The following is a 14,296-nucleotide window of genomic DNA, read 5'->3' as shown; positions in this document are numbered from 1 at the left end:
GCGCGGGTCCCTGTGCCCGGGACGGTCGGGCGTCCCACGGTGGTGGTCCCGCCGCGCCACCGACGGCCGCGGCCCCGACGAGAGGGACGCACCATGACCGCTTCCGAGACCGTCCTCCCCGCACCGGCCGGTGCGGCGCTCCACGCCGTTCGTCTCGCCGTGTTCCGCGTGCTCTGCGTCGTGCTGGCGCTCCTCCTGGTCGTCGGGTTCGGGGCGTGGCGCGGCCTGCTCGCGCCGTGGGTCGTCCTCCCCGACACCACCGACCACGGGTGGGACCGCACGCCGGAGCTGCACCGGCTCGCGGACGCCGCCGCGGGGCTGTTCTTCGTCGTGGTCGCCGCGGCGCTCGTCGTTCTCGCGGTGCGTCCGTCGCGACGGTCGGGGCTGGTCGCGTGGGCGGGCGGGAGCGTCGCGCTGTCGGGCGCCTTCTCGTGGGTGTCGGCCCTCGTCCAGGGGCACGACGTCGCGCCCATGGTGGCGTTCTCCGCGGTGTGGGTCGCCGCGTCGGCGGCGGTGTTCGTCGGCCTCCACCCGGAGGGTCACCAGGTGCTGCGCGGCGGGGCGCCGGCCGACGACGCGCCAGGTCGTGCGCTCCGCGGGGTCACGGCGGCGCTCGGCGTGGCCGGGGCGGTGACCGCGGTGGTGGCCGTGGTCTGGCGGCTGGCGGGTGGCACGGTGGAGAGCACGGCCGAGGACGACGTCCTCAGCCTGGTCCTCCTCGGCCTGTCGTGGGCCCTCGGCGCGTGGGTCGTCCTGCGCGGGCGTGCGGGCTGGCGGCCGCTGGCCGCGCTCCTCCTCGCGAGCGGCCTCTACGCTGGCGTGGCCGGGCTCGTGCTCGCGCTCTCGTCGTCGCCGCTCGTGTAGCCGACGGACCGGGGGCGGGACCACGGCCCTCCCACCGCCCACCTCGCCCCCGGGAGCCCCATGACGACGCCTCGTCCGGCCGCGCCGTTCCGCGGCGGGATCGACGGCGTCCTGCTCGTCGCGGTGCTCCTCGTCGCGCTCAACCTGCGGGCGCCGCTCACGGCGGTGCCTCCGGTGGTGTCCGACGTCGCGGCGGACCTCCACCTCACGGCCGCCGCGGCGGGGCTGCTCACCGGGATCCCGGTGCTGTGCTTCGCGCTCGCGACGCCGGCGGTCGCGGGCCTGCTCGGCCGGTCGTCGCTGCGCACGGCGGTGGCGGTGGCCCTGGCCCTGGTGCTCGCGGGCACGATCCTGCGGTCGGCGGACCTGTCGGGTGTGACGGGCTCGCTCGCCGCCGGGACGTTCGCGGGCACGGTGCTGCTGGGCCTGGGGATCACCACGGCGAACCTCGCCGTCCCGATGATCGCGCAACGGGACTTCCCCGGGCACGTGAGCACCGTGACCGGCCTCTACACGGCGGCGATCAACGTGGGGACGGTCGCGACGACGGCGCTCACCGCGCCGCTGGCCGGGGCGGTGGGGTGGCGCTGGGCGCTCGCGTCGTGGTCCGTGCTCGCGGTCGTCGCGCTCGTGTGGTGGTGGCGCGCCGTGCCGCCCGAGGCCCCGCGCAGAGGTGCGCCCACCGGCCCGCCCGCGCCGACCGCGACGCCGCCGACCTCGTCGTCGGGCTCGACCCCGGGCTCGACCCCGGGAACGACGCCGGGCACACGGCCGGAGCGGCACGTCCTCGCGACGCCGTTCACCTGGGCCCTGTGCGCGCTGTTCGCCCTGCAGTCGTCGAGCTTCTACGCGCTGACGGCCTGGCTGCCCCTCGTGCTCGAGGAGCTCGCGGGCGTGCCGGAGTCCGCGTCGGGCGGGGCGGCGTCGCTGTTCCAGGGGTTCGCGATCGTCGGCGGTCTGGCCGTGCCGCTCGCGGTCCGCCGCCTGTCGTTGCGGCAGACGTTCGTCGGCATCGCCGTGCTGTGGCTCACCCTGCCGCTGGGGCTGCTCGTCGCCCCGGCCGCGTGGGCGGTCTGGGCGTCGGCCGCGGGGATCGCGCAGGCCGCGAACTTCGTCGTCGTCTTCACGCTCGTCGCCCGCCGCTTCCCCACGGTGCAGCGGGGACGCCAGGCGTCCGCGACGGTGCAGTCCGTGGGGTACTGCTTCGCCGCGGCGGCACCGACGGCCGCCGGTGCGCTGCACACCGCCACGGGCACATGGACCGTCCCGGTCGCCGTCGTGCTCGGCGCACTGACGGTCATGGCGGTGATCGGGGTCGTCCTCACCGGGCCCCGGAGCGCGCCCGCGCGGTAGCGCGGGCTCCTGCACGACGGCGCGCGGCGGGTCCCGCTCGGCGCCGTCAGCCGGCGACCTCCGCGGCCTCCAGCCAGGCCGCCTCGAGCTCGTCCTTCTCCGCCGCGAGCTCGCGGAGCTGGCCGTCGAGCTCCGCCACCGCGGCGTAGTCGGTCGCCTGCGCGGCGATCTTGTCGTGGAGGCGCGCCTCCAGCTCGGCCACCTTGGTCAGGCGGCGCTCGATGCGGTTGATCTCCTTCTTCGCCGCACGGACCTCCGCGGCGCTCGGCCCCACCGGGACCGGCTCTGCCTGCTCGACGCCCCCGTCGCGGGCGCCGGCCGCCGGGGCTCCGGCGGCGGGTGCCGGACCGCTCGCGAGCGCCGCCCGCCGCAGGTCGAGGTACTGCTCGACGCCGCCCGGCAGGTCGCGCACGCGGCCGTCGCCGAGCAGGGCCACCTGGCGGTCGGCGACGCGCTCCAGCAGGTAGCGGTCGTGGGAGACGACGACGAGCGTGCCCGGCCAGCCGTCGAGCAGGTCCTCCAGGGCGGCGAGCGTGTCGGTGTCGAGGTCGTTCGTGGGCTCGTCGAGCAGCAGCACGTTCGGCTCCGCGACGAGGAGCCGCAGGAGCTGGAGGCGGCGCCGCTCGCCGCCGGAGAGGTCGCGCACGAGGGTCTGCGCGCGCTCGCGCGTGAAACCCAGCCGTTCGACGAGCTGGGACGCGGTGAGCTCCTTGCCGTCCACGACGACGGACCGCTTCTCGTCCTCGATCACCTGCACGACGCGGCGCCCGGCGATGTCGTCGAGCTCGCCGACGTCCTGTGTCAGCTCGGCGACGTGCACGGTCTTGCCGCGCCTGACCCGGCCCGCGTCGGGCTCGCGCCGGCCCGCGAGGAGGGCGAGGAGCGTCGTCTTGCCCGCGCCGTTGACGCCGACCACCCCGTACCGGTCCCCCGGCCCGAGCCGCCACGTCACGTCGTCGAGCAGCACGCGCCGCTCCCCCGCACCGTCTCCCGTCTCCCCGGACGCGCCGGGGGCCGGGTCGGTCACGGGTCGCGCGGGAACGCTCACGGTGACGTCCTCGAGGTCGAGCACGTCCTTGCCGAGGCGTTTCGTCGCGGTGCGCGTGAGCTCCATGGTGTCGCGCGGCGGCGGCACGTCGGCGATGAGGGCCGCCGCCGCGTCGAGCCGGAACTTCGGCTTGCTCGTGCGCGCGGGCGCCCCGCGCCGCAGCCACGCGAGCTCCTTGCGGAGCAGGTTGTCGCGCTTCTCCGCGGCGACGGCCGCGGTGCGCTGCCGCTCGGCACGCGCCAGCACGTACGCGGCGTACCCGCCCTCGTACCCCTCGACCTGCCCGGTCCCGTCGCCCCGCACCTCCCACATGCGCGAGCACACCGCGTCGAGGAACCACCGGTCGTGCGTGACGACGACGAGCGCCCCCCGCGCACCCGGCCGCGCGAACCGCTCCCGCAGGTGCTCGGCGAGCCACGCGACCCCCTCGACGTCGAGGTGGTTCGTGGGCTCGTCGAGGAACAGGACGTCGTGGTCCGCGACGAGCAGGGCCGCGAGCGCCACCCGGCGGCGCTGGCCGCCCGAGAGCGTGCCCGCCGGGGCGTCGAGGTCGAGGTCGGTGAGGAGACCGTCGTGCACGGCGCGGACGCTCGCGTCGGACGCCCAGGCGTGCGTCGCCGCGTCGCCGTGGACGAGGTCGCGGATCGACGCCCCGGCGCCGGTGTCGTCGCGCTGGTCGAGCAGGCCGACCCGCAGCCCGCCGACCCGGGTGACGCGACCGCCGTCGGGCACCTGGGTCCCCGCGAGGAGGCGCAGGAGCGTGGACTTGCCCGCCCCGTTGGGGCCGACGATGCCGACCCGGTCGCCGTCGTCGAGGCCGAGGGAGACGTCGTCGAGCAGGGTGCGGGTGCCGACGGTCAGCGAGACGCCGTCCGCGCCGAGGAGGTGAGCCACACGGACGAGCGTAGGCGCCCCCGCGCACGAGCCGGAAATACCGCCGGCCGTGGCCGGACCGGCGGGTAGGGTCCTGCCGTGCCGCACTTCGACCTGCCCCTCGCCGACCTCGAGGCCTACGAGCCCGCGATCCCTGAGCCCGACGACCTGGACGTCTTCTGGGCGGGCACGCTGGCCGAGTCGCGGACGGCGGGCGGCGACCTCGCCGAGACGGTCCGCCTGGAGCGCGTCGAGACGGGGCTCGGCCTCGTCGTGGTCGACGACGTGACGTTCCCCGGGTTCGGCGGCCACCCGATCCGGGCGTGGCTCGTGCGACCGGCCGACGCCGCGCGCGCCGTCGAGACGGGCGAGCGCGACCCGCTGCCGGTCGTCGTCGAGTTCATCGGGTACGGCGGCGGTCGCGGGCGCCCGCACGAGCACCTCACCTGGGCGAACGCCGGCTTCGCGCACCTCGTCGTCGACACGCGCGGGCAGGGCAGCCGCTGGGGCAGCGGCGGCGCGACGCCCGACCCGGTCGGCTCGGGCCCCGCGACGCCGGGCTACCTCACGCGCGGCATCAACGACCCCCGCGACCACTACTACCGGCGCGTGCTCACCGACGGCGTGCGGGCCGTGGACGCCGTGCGCACCCTGCCGGGCGTCGACCCCGCGCGCGTGGCGGTCACGGGCACGAGCCAGGGCGGCGGCATCGCGATCGCCGTCGCCGGCCTGGTCGACGGGCTCGTCGCGGCGATGCCCGACGTCCCGTTCCTCGCCCACTTCCGCCGCGCCGTCGCGATCACGGACAGCGACCCGTACGCGGAGGTGGTCCGCTACCTCGCGGTGCACCGCGACGCGGAGGAGGCGGTGTTCCGCACCCTCTCCTACGTCGACGTCGCCCTGCTGGCACGGCGCGCGACGGCGCCCGCGCTGTTCTCCGTCGCGCTCATGGACGTCACCTGCCCGCCCTCGACCGTGTACGCGGCGTACAACGCGTGGGGGTCGGCGAGGCCCGGTGCCGCGGGCACCGCACGGGAGATCGACGTGTACCCGTACAACGGCCACGAGGGCGGCCAGGGCTTCCGGTTCGACCGCCAGCGGGAGTGGCTGCGCACCCACGCCGGGGCCTGACGGCGGGCCGGGTCGGGCCGGGCCGCCCGCGGTGCCGCCGTCCGACGACGCAGCCCGGGCCCGACGACGGGCGCTCAGCGCGCGACGACGCGCGCCCCCGCGGCCGGTGCGGTCGTGCACCAGACGCTGTCGCACGCGTCGGCCGCCGTCCAGGACGCGGCGATCGCGAGCGCGTGCTGGCGGCTGCGGGCGAGCGCGGCGACCGTGGGGCCGGAACCGGAGACGATCGCGCCGAGCGCCCCCGCCTCGCGCGCGACGTCGAGCGTGCGCCCGAGCTCGGGCCGCAGGGCGAGCGCCGGACCCTCCAGGTCGTTGTGCAGGGCCCTGCCGAGACCCACCGGGTCGCCGGCGCGCAGAGCCTGCATGAGCGCGGTGTCGGCGGCGAGCTCGGGCTCGTCCGGGCCGCCGACGGTGTCGTCGAACGTCCGGAACACCACGGGCGTCGAGAGCCCCTCGGCCTGCACGGCGAACACCCAGTGGAACTCCCCCCGCGTCATCGCGGGCGTGAGCACGTCCCCCCGGCCCGTGCCGACGGCGGTGTGCCCCACGAGGCCGAACGCGACGTCCGCGCCCAGCCCGGACGCGAGGCGCACGAGCTCGGCACGCGACAGCCCCGTCTCCCACAGCGCGTCGCACGCGACGAGCGCCGCCGCGGCGTCGGCCGACCCGCCCGCCATGCCGCCCGCGACCGGCACGCCCTTGACCACCTGGAGCCGCACGTCGGGGTCGATCCCCACGTGCGCCGCGAGGGCCTCGGCGGCGCGCCACGCGAGATTGGTGTCGTCCGTCGGGACGAGGTCGGCCTGGAGCCCCTCGACGCTCAACGAGACCCCGGAGCCCGGCGCGACCTGGTGCGCGACGACCTCCTCGCTGAGCCCCACGGCCTGGAAGATCGTCACGAGCGGGTGGTGCCCGTCGTCCTGGAGGGCGCCCACCCGCAACGACAGGTTCACCTTCCCGGGCGCGCGCACCCGCACGAAGGGCGGCGGCGCGGCGGCGAGGTGGGGGCTCACGCCTCCACCGTGCCCGCTCCGTCGCCACCCGGGCGCGACAGCTGCTCGGCGATGCGCGCGAACGCGGTCACGTCCAACGTCTCGCCCCGCGCCTGCGGGTCGACCCCCGCGGCCTCGAGCGCGGCGGCCGCGGCGGCGGACGAGCCCGCGACGCCCGCGAGCGCGGACCGCAGCATCTTGCGCCGCTGGGCGAACGCGGCGTCGACCACCGCGAAGACCTCCTCGCGCGTCGCGGTCGTGGCCGGGGGCTCGCGCCGGTCGAGCGCGACGAGCGCGGAGTCCACGTTCGGCACCGGCCAGAAGACGGCGCGCCCCACCGTCCCGGCACGGCGCGCCGCGGCGTACCAGGCGGCCTTGACCGACGGGACACCGTACGTCCTGCTGCCGGGCGGCGCCGCGAGCCGGTCCGCGACCTCCGCCTGGACCATGACGAGCACCCGCTCGAGCGAGTCGAAGCGCTCCAGGAACGTGAGCAGCACCGGCACCGCGACGTTGTACGGGAGGTTCGCGACCAGGGCCGTGGGCGGCTCGCCGGGCAGGGACGTCACGTCGAGCGCGTCCGCGCCGACGACCTCCAGACGGTCCCCGACGTCGGGGACGTGCGCGGCCACCGTCGCCGGCAGGCGCGCGGCGAGCACGGGGTCGATCTCCACCGCGACGACGCTCGCCCCCGCCTCCAGGAGCCCCAGGGTGAGCGAGCCCAGACCCGGCCCCACCTCGACGACGCGCTCGCCGGGACGCACGTCGGCCGCGCGCACGATCTTGCGGACCGTGCCGCCGTCGTGCACGAAGTTCTGGCCCAGGGTCTTCGTGGGGCGCACGCCGAGGCGCCCTGCCAGGTCGCGGATCTCGGCCGGTCCCAGCAGGGCGCCTCGGGTGTCGCTCATGAGGTCAGAGCCTACCGACCCCCCGCGGGGGAAGACGGGGACGACGAAGGGCGGGACGCGTCGCGTCCCGCCCTTCGCGGTGGTACCGCAGGCCGTGCTCAGAGCAGCCCGAGCTTGCGGGCGCACGCGGGCCACTGGCCCCAGCCCGACTGGGCCTGGAGCGCCTGCGCGCGTTGCGTCTGCTCGGCGGCGGACGCCTCCGACGGGAGACCGGAGCCACCCATCGCCTGCCAGGTCGGCAGCGAGAACTGGTAGAGGCCGTAGTAGCCGTTGCCGGTGTTCGTCGCCGGGTTGCCGCCGGACTCGCACTGCGCGAGCTGCGCCCACACGCCTGCCGGGGCGGAACCCTGCGACCCGCTCGACGAGGAGCCGGACGACGAGGACCCGCTCGACGACGAGCCGCCGGACGAGCTCGACGAGCTGCTCGACGGCGCCGGGGCCGGCTCCGGCTCGGGCGCCGGGCGCTCCTTGGTGCCCTTCACGACGACCTCGTCCACGGCAGGCTCCGTGACGCCCTTCGAGACGAGCTCGCGGGACTCCTCCTCGCCGTCGACCGTCGTGACACGGTAGACCGTCGTGTGGACGCCCTTCTTGCCCTCCTGCTGCACGACCGGCGCGAGGTCCTCGTACCGGTCCGCGTCCTCCTTCGTGACGGTCGTGAAGTCGACGGCCTTCTCCTTGGCGACCTCCTCGACCTTCACCCGCTGGACGACGAGCGAGACGCCCGCCTCGGCGAGCGCCGGGCCGGTGGCCTCGGTCTCGACGGCCTCGGTGTCGGTGGCCTCGGTGTCGGTGGCCTGGGCGTCCTCGGACGCCCCGCCCTCGGTCTGCGACGCGTCGTCGAGCTTCTCGACGTGGACGCGGTCCAGGTCGCCGAGCTCGACGCCCTGCTGGTCGAGGATCGCGTCGATGCCGATGCTGCCGTCGGGCGCGACCTGCGTCTCGCCGTCGGCCACGACGGCGACGGGACCGTCGGCGTCGAGACGGATCGGGAGGGAGGCGCGCTCGCCGGAGCGCGACGCGACGAGACGCACGTCGCTGCCGCGCGAGGCGAGGGTGGTGAGGGCCTCGTCGGCGTCGAGGGCGGTGAGCCACACGGACGACTGCTCGCCGTCGACCTGGACGGGCACCTCGCGGCCGTAGCGCACGACGACGTCGCTCCCGCCGCGCAGCGCGGCGTCGGCGTCGGGGACGACGAGGTCGCGCTCGCCGACGCTGACGCCCTGCTCCTCCAGGAGGCCCGCGACGGAGCCGGCGAAGGTGGTGACGGAGACGGTCTTGCCGTCCACGTCGAGCTCGACGGTCTTGCGCGCGTTGCCGTAGGCGACGGCACCGGTGGCGAGGAGGACGACGGCGGTCGCGCCGGCGACGAGGGGCCAGCGACGACGGCGGGCCGTCGTGGCCGCGGGGCTCGTGTCGCCCTGCGCGGCGGTGGGGTCGGAGAGGTCGAGGGGCTGGGTGGTGTCGGCGCTCTCGGGCGCTCCGGCCGCGTCCGCGGTCCGGTGGAAGGGGTTGTTCACTCGGGTCCAGTCGTCGTGGTTCCCGGGCACGGGAGCTCGACGGCGCGGTTGCACCACCCGCGGCGGGTGCGCACGCGTGCGCGCACCGTGGTCGCACCGAGGTGGTGCGGGCCCGCGGGTCTCGAGCGGCCGATCCGGCTGCCAGCGCCTCCTCGACACCCCTTCCCCAGGGCCCGACGGCGGCGCACCGCCCGGTCGTCGTCCGGTCGTCGGGCACCCTGGTCGGGGGCGGCGACGGCACGGCTGACGTACGAGCGACGATCGACCGTAACCGATCTGTTATCGAAGACCAAGCGATGCGCCGCTAGGATGAGAGGTTCTGTCCGCTTTCATCCCCGAATGTCAGGGCAGCCTCCACGACACGTTCACGCCCGACGACGTCAGTACCAGCCGACGGAGACGGAGTGCGACCACGCCGAGCACGGCGTCCCGTACCGACCCTCGATGTACCCGAGACCCCACGTGATCTGCGTGGCCGGGTTCGTCATCCAGTCCGCGCCCGCGCTCGCCATCTTCGACCCCGGCAGCGCCTGCGGGATCCCGTACGCCGACGAGCTCGGGTTGTCCGCGTCGACCCGCCAGTTGCTCTCCTTGGTCCACAGCTTGTCGAGACAGACGAACTGGTCGTCACCCCACCCGCGCTGCGCGGCCAGCGAACGGCCGATCGCGCGTGCCGAGCCGGGGTCCACCGAGACGGAGACGTCCATCGTCCCGACCTTGATGATCTCGTCGCGCGGCTCCGTCGTCACCGACCGCGTCAGCACCGTCCGGGACACCTCCGCCCCGCCCAGCGACTGCACCGCGTACGTCGTCACGGCCTCGCCGACCCGACCCGACTGCACCACCACCCGGTGGCCCTCCGGCAGGTTCGGGTCCTCGACCTCCTCCGTGGCGAACGGCAGCACCTCGGTGACCGTCGCGGAGGACGACGCCGCGCGGCTCACCATGACGAGCATCCCGTCCACCGCGGCGGCGTCCAGCGGCACGGACGTGTCGTCGTCCTCACCGAGCACGATCCCGGCCGCGACGAGCACGCCGCGCACCGTCGCCTCGGCCGTCGTGATCGGCAGGACCGCGCCGTCGACGGCCACGTGCACCGTCTTCAGCGTGGAGACCCGCACCGGCTCGCGGCCCAGCGCGGCGGAGCGGGACACGTTCGTCACCGCGTTCTCGGCACGAGGCCCCAGGTAGGTCAGCAGCTCACCCACGGTGCGCGCCGTCGTCGAGATCGTCTGGAGACGGCCGTCGATCTCGACGGTGACGTCCTGGCTCGTCCGGACGACGATCGTGCCGCCGTCGCGCGCGGACCGGTCGAGCGCGGGTTCCACCAGGTCGTCCGGCGCGACCGCCACGTCCTGGTAGTCGAGCACCTCGGCGACGGTGCGCCCGTAGGCCGACACGTCGTAGAGCTCGCCGTCGACGTCGAGGGTCACGCTCTTGTGCAGGGTGGCGAAGGCACCCGTCACCCCGACCAGCCCGACCACGACGACGCCCTGCGCGACGAGCCGCTGCACGCGGCGGCGGGTCGTTCCGTCAGGTGCGAGCACACGCATCTCCTCGGTCGGGTGGCGCTCGGGGTGGTCGCCGCACGCGGTGGCGCCCGGGGCGCCGTCGACGGCGCTCAGGCACAGACGGTAGCGGAGCCCGGCACCGGGACGAAACCGGCGGCTGACCGGCGAGCGGACCGGCGTGGCACCCGGCGTGGGACCCGGCGTCAGAACCCTGCGGCTAGGGTGGTGCCGATGCCGACGACGACTCCCCGCCCCGCGCGCACGTACGAGACCGACGCCCTCACCCGCCTCGTCCGGCTGCTGTCCTGGGCGGGCCGCGGCGTCGTCGTCGCGGTCGCGGTGGCCCTCGCGGTCCGCGCCGACGATCAGGTCCCCGTCCACGTGGACGCGGCCGGGAACCCCGACCGCTTCGGCTCGCCCCTGGAGGGTGCGCTCGCCGTCGTCGTGCTCGTCGCGTGCGCGGCCCTGTGCCTCGGGCTGTCCCCGTTCCCCCGCGCGTTCAACTACCCGTTGACGATCACCGAGGACAACGCCCAGGCGGTCTACCGGGAGGGCGAGCGGATGCTCGTGTGGACCGGGGCCGGCTGCCTCGTCCTCGCCGCGGGGGCGACGGCGACGATCTTCACCGACGGCGGCCCGTTCGCCGTGCTGATCGGCGTGGGTGTCGCACTGGTGCTCGGTGCCTGCGTCGTCGGGATCTGGCGCACGGTCCGCGCCGGCCGGACGTCGCACGCCGCGGCCCGGTCGCGGCACTGAGGCGTCGGGCCGCCCGTCACCACGGGCCGTAGACGGCCTCCGACGTCGCGGCGAGCCGCTCGCACACCGCCGGCAGCGGGAGGTCCAGGACCTCCGCGACCGTCCGGACCGTCTGCGGCAGCACGTACGGGGCGTTCGGGCGGCCCCGGTACGGGTGCGGCGTGAGGTACGGGGCGTCCGTCTCGACCAGCACCTGACCGGGCGGCACCTCGCGCAGCGCGGCCCGGAGCTCGTCGTTGGCGCGGAACGTCACCGGCCCCGCGAACGACAGGTACCAGCCCTGCGCGGCGCAGAACCGCGCCATCTCCGCGTCGCCGGAGTAGCAGTGGAACACCGTACGCTCCGGGGCCCCGTCCCGCGCGAGCACGTCGAGCACCTCGGCGTGGGCGTCGCGGTCGTGGATCTGCAGCGCGAGACCGAGCTCCTTCGCGAGCGCGACGTGCGCCCGGAACGACGCCCGCTGGACACGCTCGCCCTCGGGGCCGGTGCGGAACAGGTCCATCCCCGTCTCGCCGACGGCCCGCACCCGGTCGTTCTGCCGCGCGATGCGCGCGATCTCGGCGACCGCGTCGTCGAGCGACGTCGCGTGGTGCGGCCGCGGGTCGGGCTCCAGCCCGTCGGGCCCCACCTCGCGGACCCCACCGTGGAGGACCGCCTCGTTCGGGTGGATCGCCACGGCCCCGAGCACCCGTCGCACCTCGCCGACCATGCCGTCGTCGCCCGCCGACGGGCCGGAACGGGCGCCGACCGCATGCTCGGCGTGGGACGGCGCAGGGTCGGGGGCCGACGTCGCGGGCTCACCCCAGACCGTCTCGTCGCCCCGCAGGAGGGCGTCCGTCCACCGGGCCGAGAGCAGGTCGCACCCGACCTGCACCACCCGCTCCACCCCCACGGCCGCCGCACGCTCCAGGTGCGCCGCCGGGCTCGGGGGCAGGACGTCGTCGGGCAGGACGTGCGCGATCGACTCCAGGTGCGTGTGGTTGTCCACCACCGCGACGGGCAGCGGCTCAGGGTCCGGCGGCCACCCGCGCTCACGCTGCTTCGCCATGCGTCAGCTCCTTCTCGTCCTGCCGTGCGCGAACCCACATGGGGTACGGAGGTTTCAGGGTGGGGCGGGACGTCGCGGGTCTACCATCCGCCGCTCGTGCCTCGCGGCTCCCGCCAGACCCACCACGACCCGCGACGTCCCGCCCCACCCTGAACCCGCCCTGAGCGGCCGACCGGGTGCCGCACCAGGTCAGGCGGACTCGCGCAGTCGGTCGAGCTCCTCCTCGACGATCGAGTCGTCCAGCTTGGTGAAGACCGGCGTCGGCTTCCCCACCGGGGTCCCCGGGACGACGGCGCGCGGCTCCCACCCCGGGACGCCGTCCGCGCGGTAGTCGCCCGTGATGACCGGGTAGTGGCGCGAGTCGTCGTCGAGGTCGGTGACCTCCTCGATGCGCGGCTGCGGCGCGAACGTGCCCGTGCCGCCGAACGCCTCGTGCACCTTCTGCGCCGAGTGCGGGAGGAACGGCGACAGGATCGTGTTGAGGTCGCTCACCGCCTGGGTGACCGTGTGCAGCACCGTCGCGAGGCGGTCCGGGTCCGTCTTGAGCTTCCACGGCTCGGTGTCCGACACGTACTTGTTCACCTCGCCGACCGTCTTCATGGCCTCGGCCACGGCGGCGCGCTGCCGGTGCGACGCGATGAGGTCACCCACCCGGCCGAACGCCGTCGTCGTCGTCGCGAGCACGCCCTCGTCGATCGGCTGCCGCTCGGTCGGCGTCGGGATCGCACCGAAGTTCTTGTGGACGAGGTTCGCCGTGCGGTTCACGAGGTTGCCCCAGCCCGCGACCAGCTCGTCGTTCGTGCGGCGCTGGAAGTCCGCCCACGTGAAGTCGACGTCCTGCGTCTCCGGTCCCGCCGACGCCACGTAGTAGCGGAACGCGTCCGGCTGGTAGCGCGCGAGCATGTCCCGCACGTAGATCACGACGCCGCGCGACGACGAGAACTTCTGCCCCTCCACGTTGAGGAACTCGCTCGACACGACCTCCGTCGGCAGCTGCAGGTTCCCGTACGGGCCCGGAGCGCCGCCCTTGTTCCCGCGACCGTCGTACGCCAGCAGCTCGGCCGGCCAGATCTGGGAGTGGAACGTGATGTTGTCCTTGCCCATGAAGTAGTACGAGCGGGCCTCCGGGTCGTTCCAGTACGCGCGCCACGCGTCGGGGTCGCCCGTGCGCCGCGCCCACTCGATCGACGCCGACAGGTACCCGATCACCGCGTCGAACCACACGTACAGGCGCTTGCTCGGGTTGGACTCCCAGCCCTCCAGCGGCACGGGGATGCCCCAGTCGATGTCACGCGTCATCGCGCGCGGGCGCACGTCGTCCAGCAGGTTGAGCGAGAACTTCAGGACGTTCGGGCGCCACGCCGTCCGCGTGCGCAGCCAGTCCCCCAGCGCGTCCACGAACGCCGGCAGGTCGAGGAAGAAGTGGTTCGACTCGACGAACTTCGGCGTCTCGCCGTTGATGCGGCTCACCGGGTTGATGAGGTCGATCGCGTCGAGCTGGTTGCCGCAGTTGTCGCACTGGTCGCCGCGCGCGCCGTCGTACCCGCAGATGGGGCACGTGCCCTCGATGTACCGGTCCGGCAGCGTACGACCCGTCGACGGCGAGATCGCGCCCATCGACGACTGCTCCACCATGTAGCCGTTCTTGTGCACCGTGCGGAACATCTCCTGCACCACGGCGTAGTGGTTGCGCGTCGTCGTCCGGGTGAACAGGTCGTAGGAGAGGCCCAGGTCCGCGAGGTCCTTGGTGATCACGCGGTTGTAGCGGTCCGCGAGCTCCTGCGGGCTCACACCCTCCTTGTCCGCCTGCACGAGGATCGGCGTGCCGTGCTCGTCCGTGCCCGACACCATGAGCACGTCATGACCCGCCATCCGCATGTGCCGGCTGAAGACGTCGGACGGGACACCGAAACCTGCGACGTGACCGATGTGGCGCGGGCCGTTCGCGTACGGCCACGCCACGGCCGAGAGGATGTGGGTCATGGGGCCCGATCCTAGTCGTCCGTCCCCCGGCGTCGGCCGTCGTCTCGCCGTGCGCGGCTCGGTTGCGGACGTCTCGCCGTGCGCCGCTCGGTTGCGGACGTCCCGGGGTGGGAGGCGGTGGGCCTACCATCCGCCCGCTCGTGCCTCGCGGGGCTCCCGCCAGGCCCACCACGGCCCGCCGCCTCCCACCCCGTCCCGCCCTCGGCTGTCGGCCCACCTGGTGCGGTCGCTCCGGGACGACGACGTCCCGCACCCCGGCCCGGAAGCGCCGGCGAGCGGCGCGAGGGCGAGGTGCGGGACGAGGCCGCG

11 protein-coding genes and 1 pseudogene are annotated in these 14,296 nt (G+C 75.1%); 4 read left to right on the top strand and 8 right to left on the bottom strand.

Annotated elements, in window-relative coordinates:
• Positions 1-93 precede the first annotated feature (93 nt).
• Positions 94-864 carry a hypothetical protein gene (locus tag LGQ04_RS10680; RefSeq protein WP_229243687.1) on the top strand — a complete coding sequence of 257 codons (771 nt, stop codon included), beginning with the start codon at positions 94-96 and terminating at the stop codon, positions 862-864.
• Between the two features lie 60 nt (positions 865-924).
• The gene (locus LGQ04_RS10675) at positions 925-2,217 is read left to right on the top strand and encodes an MFS transporter (RefSeq protein ID WP_229243686.1); all 1,293 of its coding nucleotides are present in this window, start codon (positions 925-927) and stop codon (positions 2,215-2,217) included.
• Between the two features lie 46 nt (positions 2,218-2,263).
• Here the strand turns inward: LGQ04_RS10675 and LGQ04_RS10670 are convergent, their stop codons facing one another.
• Both LGQ04_RS10670 and LGQ04_RS17905 read right to left on the bottom strand, forming a co-directional pair.
• Positions 2,264-3,667: an ABC-F family ATP-binding cassette domain-containing protein gene (locus LGQ04_RS10670; RefSeq protein WP_372470053.1), complete on the bottom strand. Its 1,404-nt coding sequence runs from the start codon at positions 3,665-3,667 to the stop codon at positions 2,264-2,266.
• Positions 3,668-4,159: pseudogene (locus LGQ04_RS17905) on the bottom strand (ATP-binding cassette domain-containing protein); the annotation flags it as partial. It abuts the gene before it with no gap.
• A 78-nt stretch (positions 4,160-4,237) separates the two neighbouring features.
• Between LGQ04_RS17905 and LGQ04_RS10665 the strand changes: the two are divergent.
• A complete protein-coding gene (locus LGQ04_RS10665; protein WP_229243684.1) occupies positions 4,238-5,269 on the top strand; it encodes an acetylxylan esterase in 1,032 nt (343 codons plus the stop codon).
• A gap of 74 nt (positions 5,270-5,343) precedes the next feature.
• Here the strand turns inward: LGQ04_RS10665 and LGQ04_RS10660 are convergent, their stop codons facing one another.
• The 4 genes from LGQ04_RS10660 to LGQ04_RS10645 all read right to left on the bottom strand — a co-directional run bounded on the left by LGQ04_RS10660 (position 5,344) and on the right by LGQ04_RS10645 (position 10,242).
• A complete protein-coding gene (locus LGQ04_RS10660) occupies positions 5,344-6,282 on the bottom strand; it encodes a 4-(cytidine 5'-diphospho)-2-C-methyl-D-erythritol kinase (RefSeq protein ID WP_229243683.1) in 939 nt (312 codons plus the stop codon).
• Positions 6,279-7,169 carry a 16S rRNA (adenine(1518)-N(6)/adenine(1519)-N(6))-dimethyltransferase RsmA gene (gene rsmA, locus LGQ04_RS10655; protein ID WP_229243682.1) on the bottom strand — a complete coding sequence of 297 codons (891 nt, stop codon included), beginning with the start codon at positions 7,167-7,169 and terminating at the stop codon, positions 6,279-6,281. Before rsmA ends, LGQ04_RS10660 begins: the two co-directional genes overlap by 4 nt.
• 98 nt (positions 7,170-7,267) lie before the next feature.
• A complete protein-coding gene (locus tag LGQ04_RS17745) occupies positions 7,268-8,719 on the bottom strand; it encodes a resuscitation-promoting factor (RefSeq protein ID WP_229243681.1) in 1,452 nt (483 codons plus the stop codon).
• A 350-nt stretch (positions 8,720-9,069) separates the two neighbouring features.
• Entirely contained in the window at positions 9,070-10,242 is a 1,173-nt protein-coding gene (locus tag LGQ04_RS10645) for a resuscitation-promoting factor (RefSeq protein ID WP_229243680.1), read from the bottom strand.
• A 189-nt stretch (positions 10,243-10,431) separates the two neighbouring features.
• Between LGQ04_RS10645 and LGQ04_RS10640 the strand changes: the two genes are divergently transcribed.
• Positions 10,432-10,956, top strand: coding sequence for a DUF1648 domain-containing protein (locus tag LGQ04_RS10640; protein ID WP_229243679.1), 525 nt, complete (start codon positions 10,432-10,434; stop codon positions 10,954-10,956).
• Positions 10,957-10,972: 16 nt separating this feature from the next.
• On the opposite strand, the gene LGQ04_RS10635 is transcribed toward LGQ04_RS10640, so the two are convergent.
• Positions 10,973-12,004 carry a TatD family hydrolase gene (locus LGQ04_RS10635; protein WP_229243678.1) on the bottom strand — a complete coding sequence of 344 codons (1,032 nt, stop codon included), beginning with the start codon at positions 12,002-12,004 and terminating at the stop codon, positions 10,973-10,975.
• Positions 12,005-12,193: 189 nt separating this feature from the next.
• Positions 12,194-13,987, bottom strand: coding sequence for a methionine--tRNA ligase (gene metG / locus LGQ04_RS10630; protein WP_229243677.1), 1,794 nt, complete (start codon positions 13,985-13,987; stop codon positions 12,194-12,196).
• Between the last annotated feature and the right edge of the window lie 309 nt (positions 13,988-14,296).

It is taken from the genome of Cellulosimicrobium marinum (assembly GCF_020551945.1).
Classification (GTDB): Bacteria; Actinomycetota; Actinomycetes; order Actinomycetales; family Cellulomonadaceae; genus Cellulosimicrobium; species Cellulosimicrobium marinum.
This window is presented reverse-complemented; position numbering and strand designations above follow the sequence as displayed.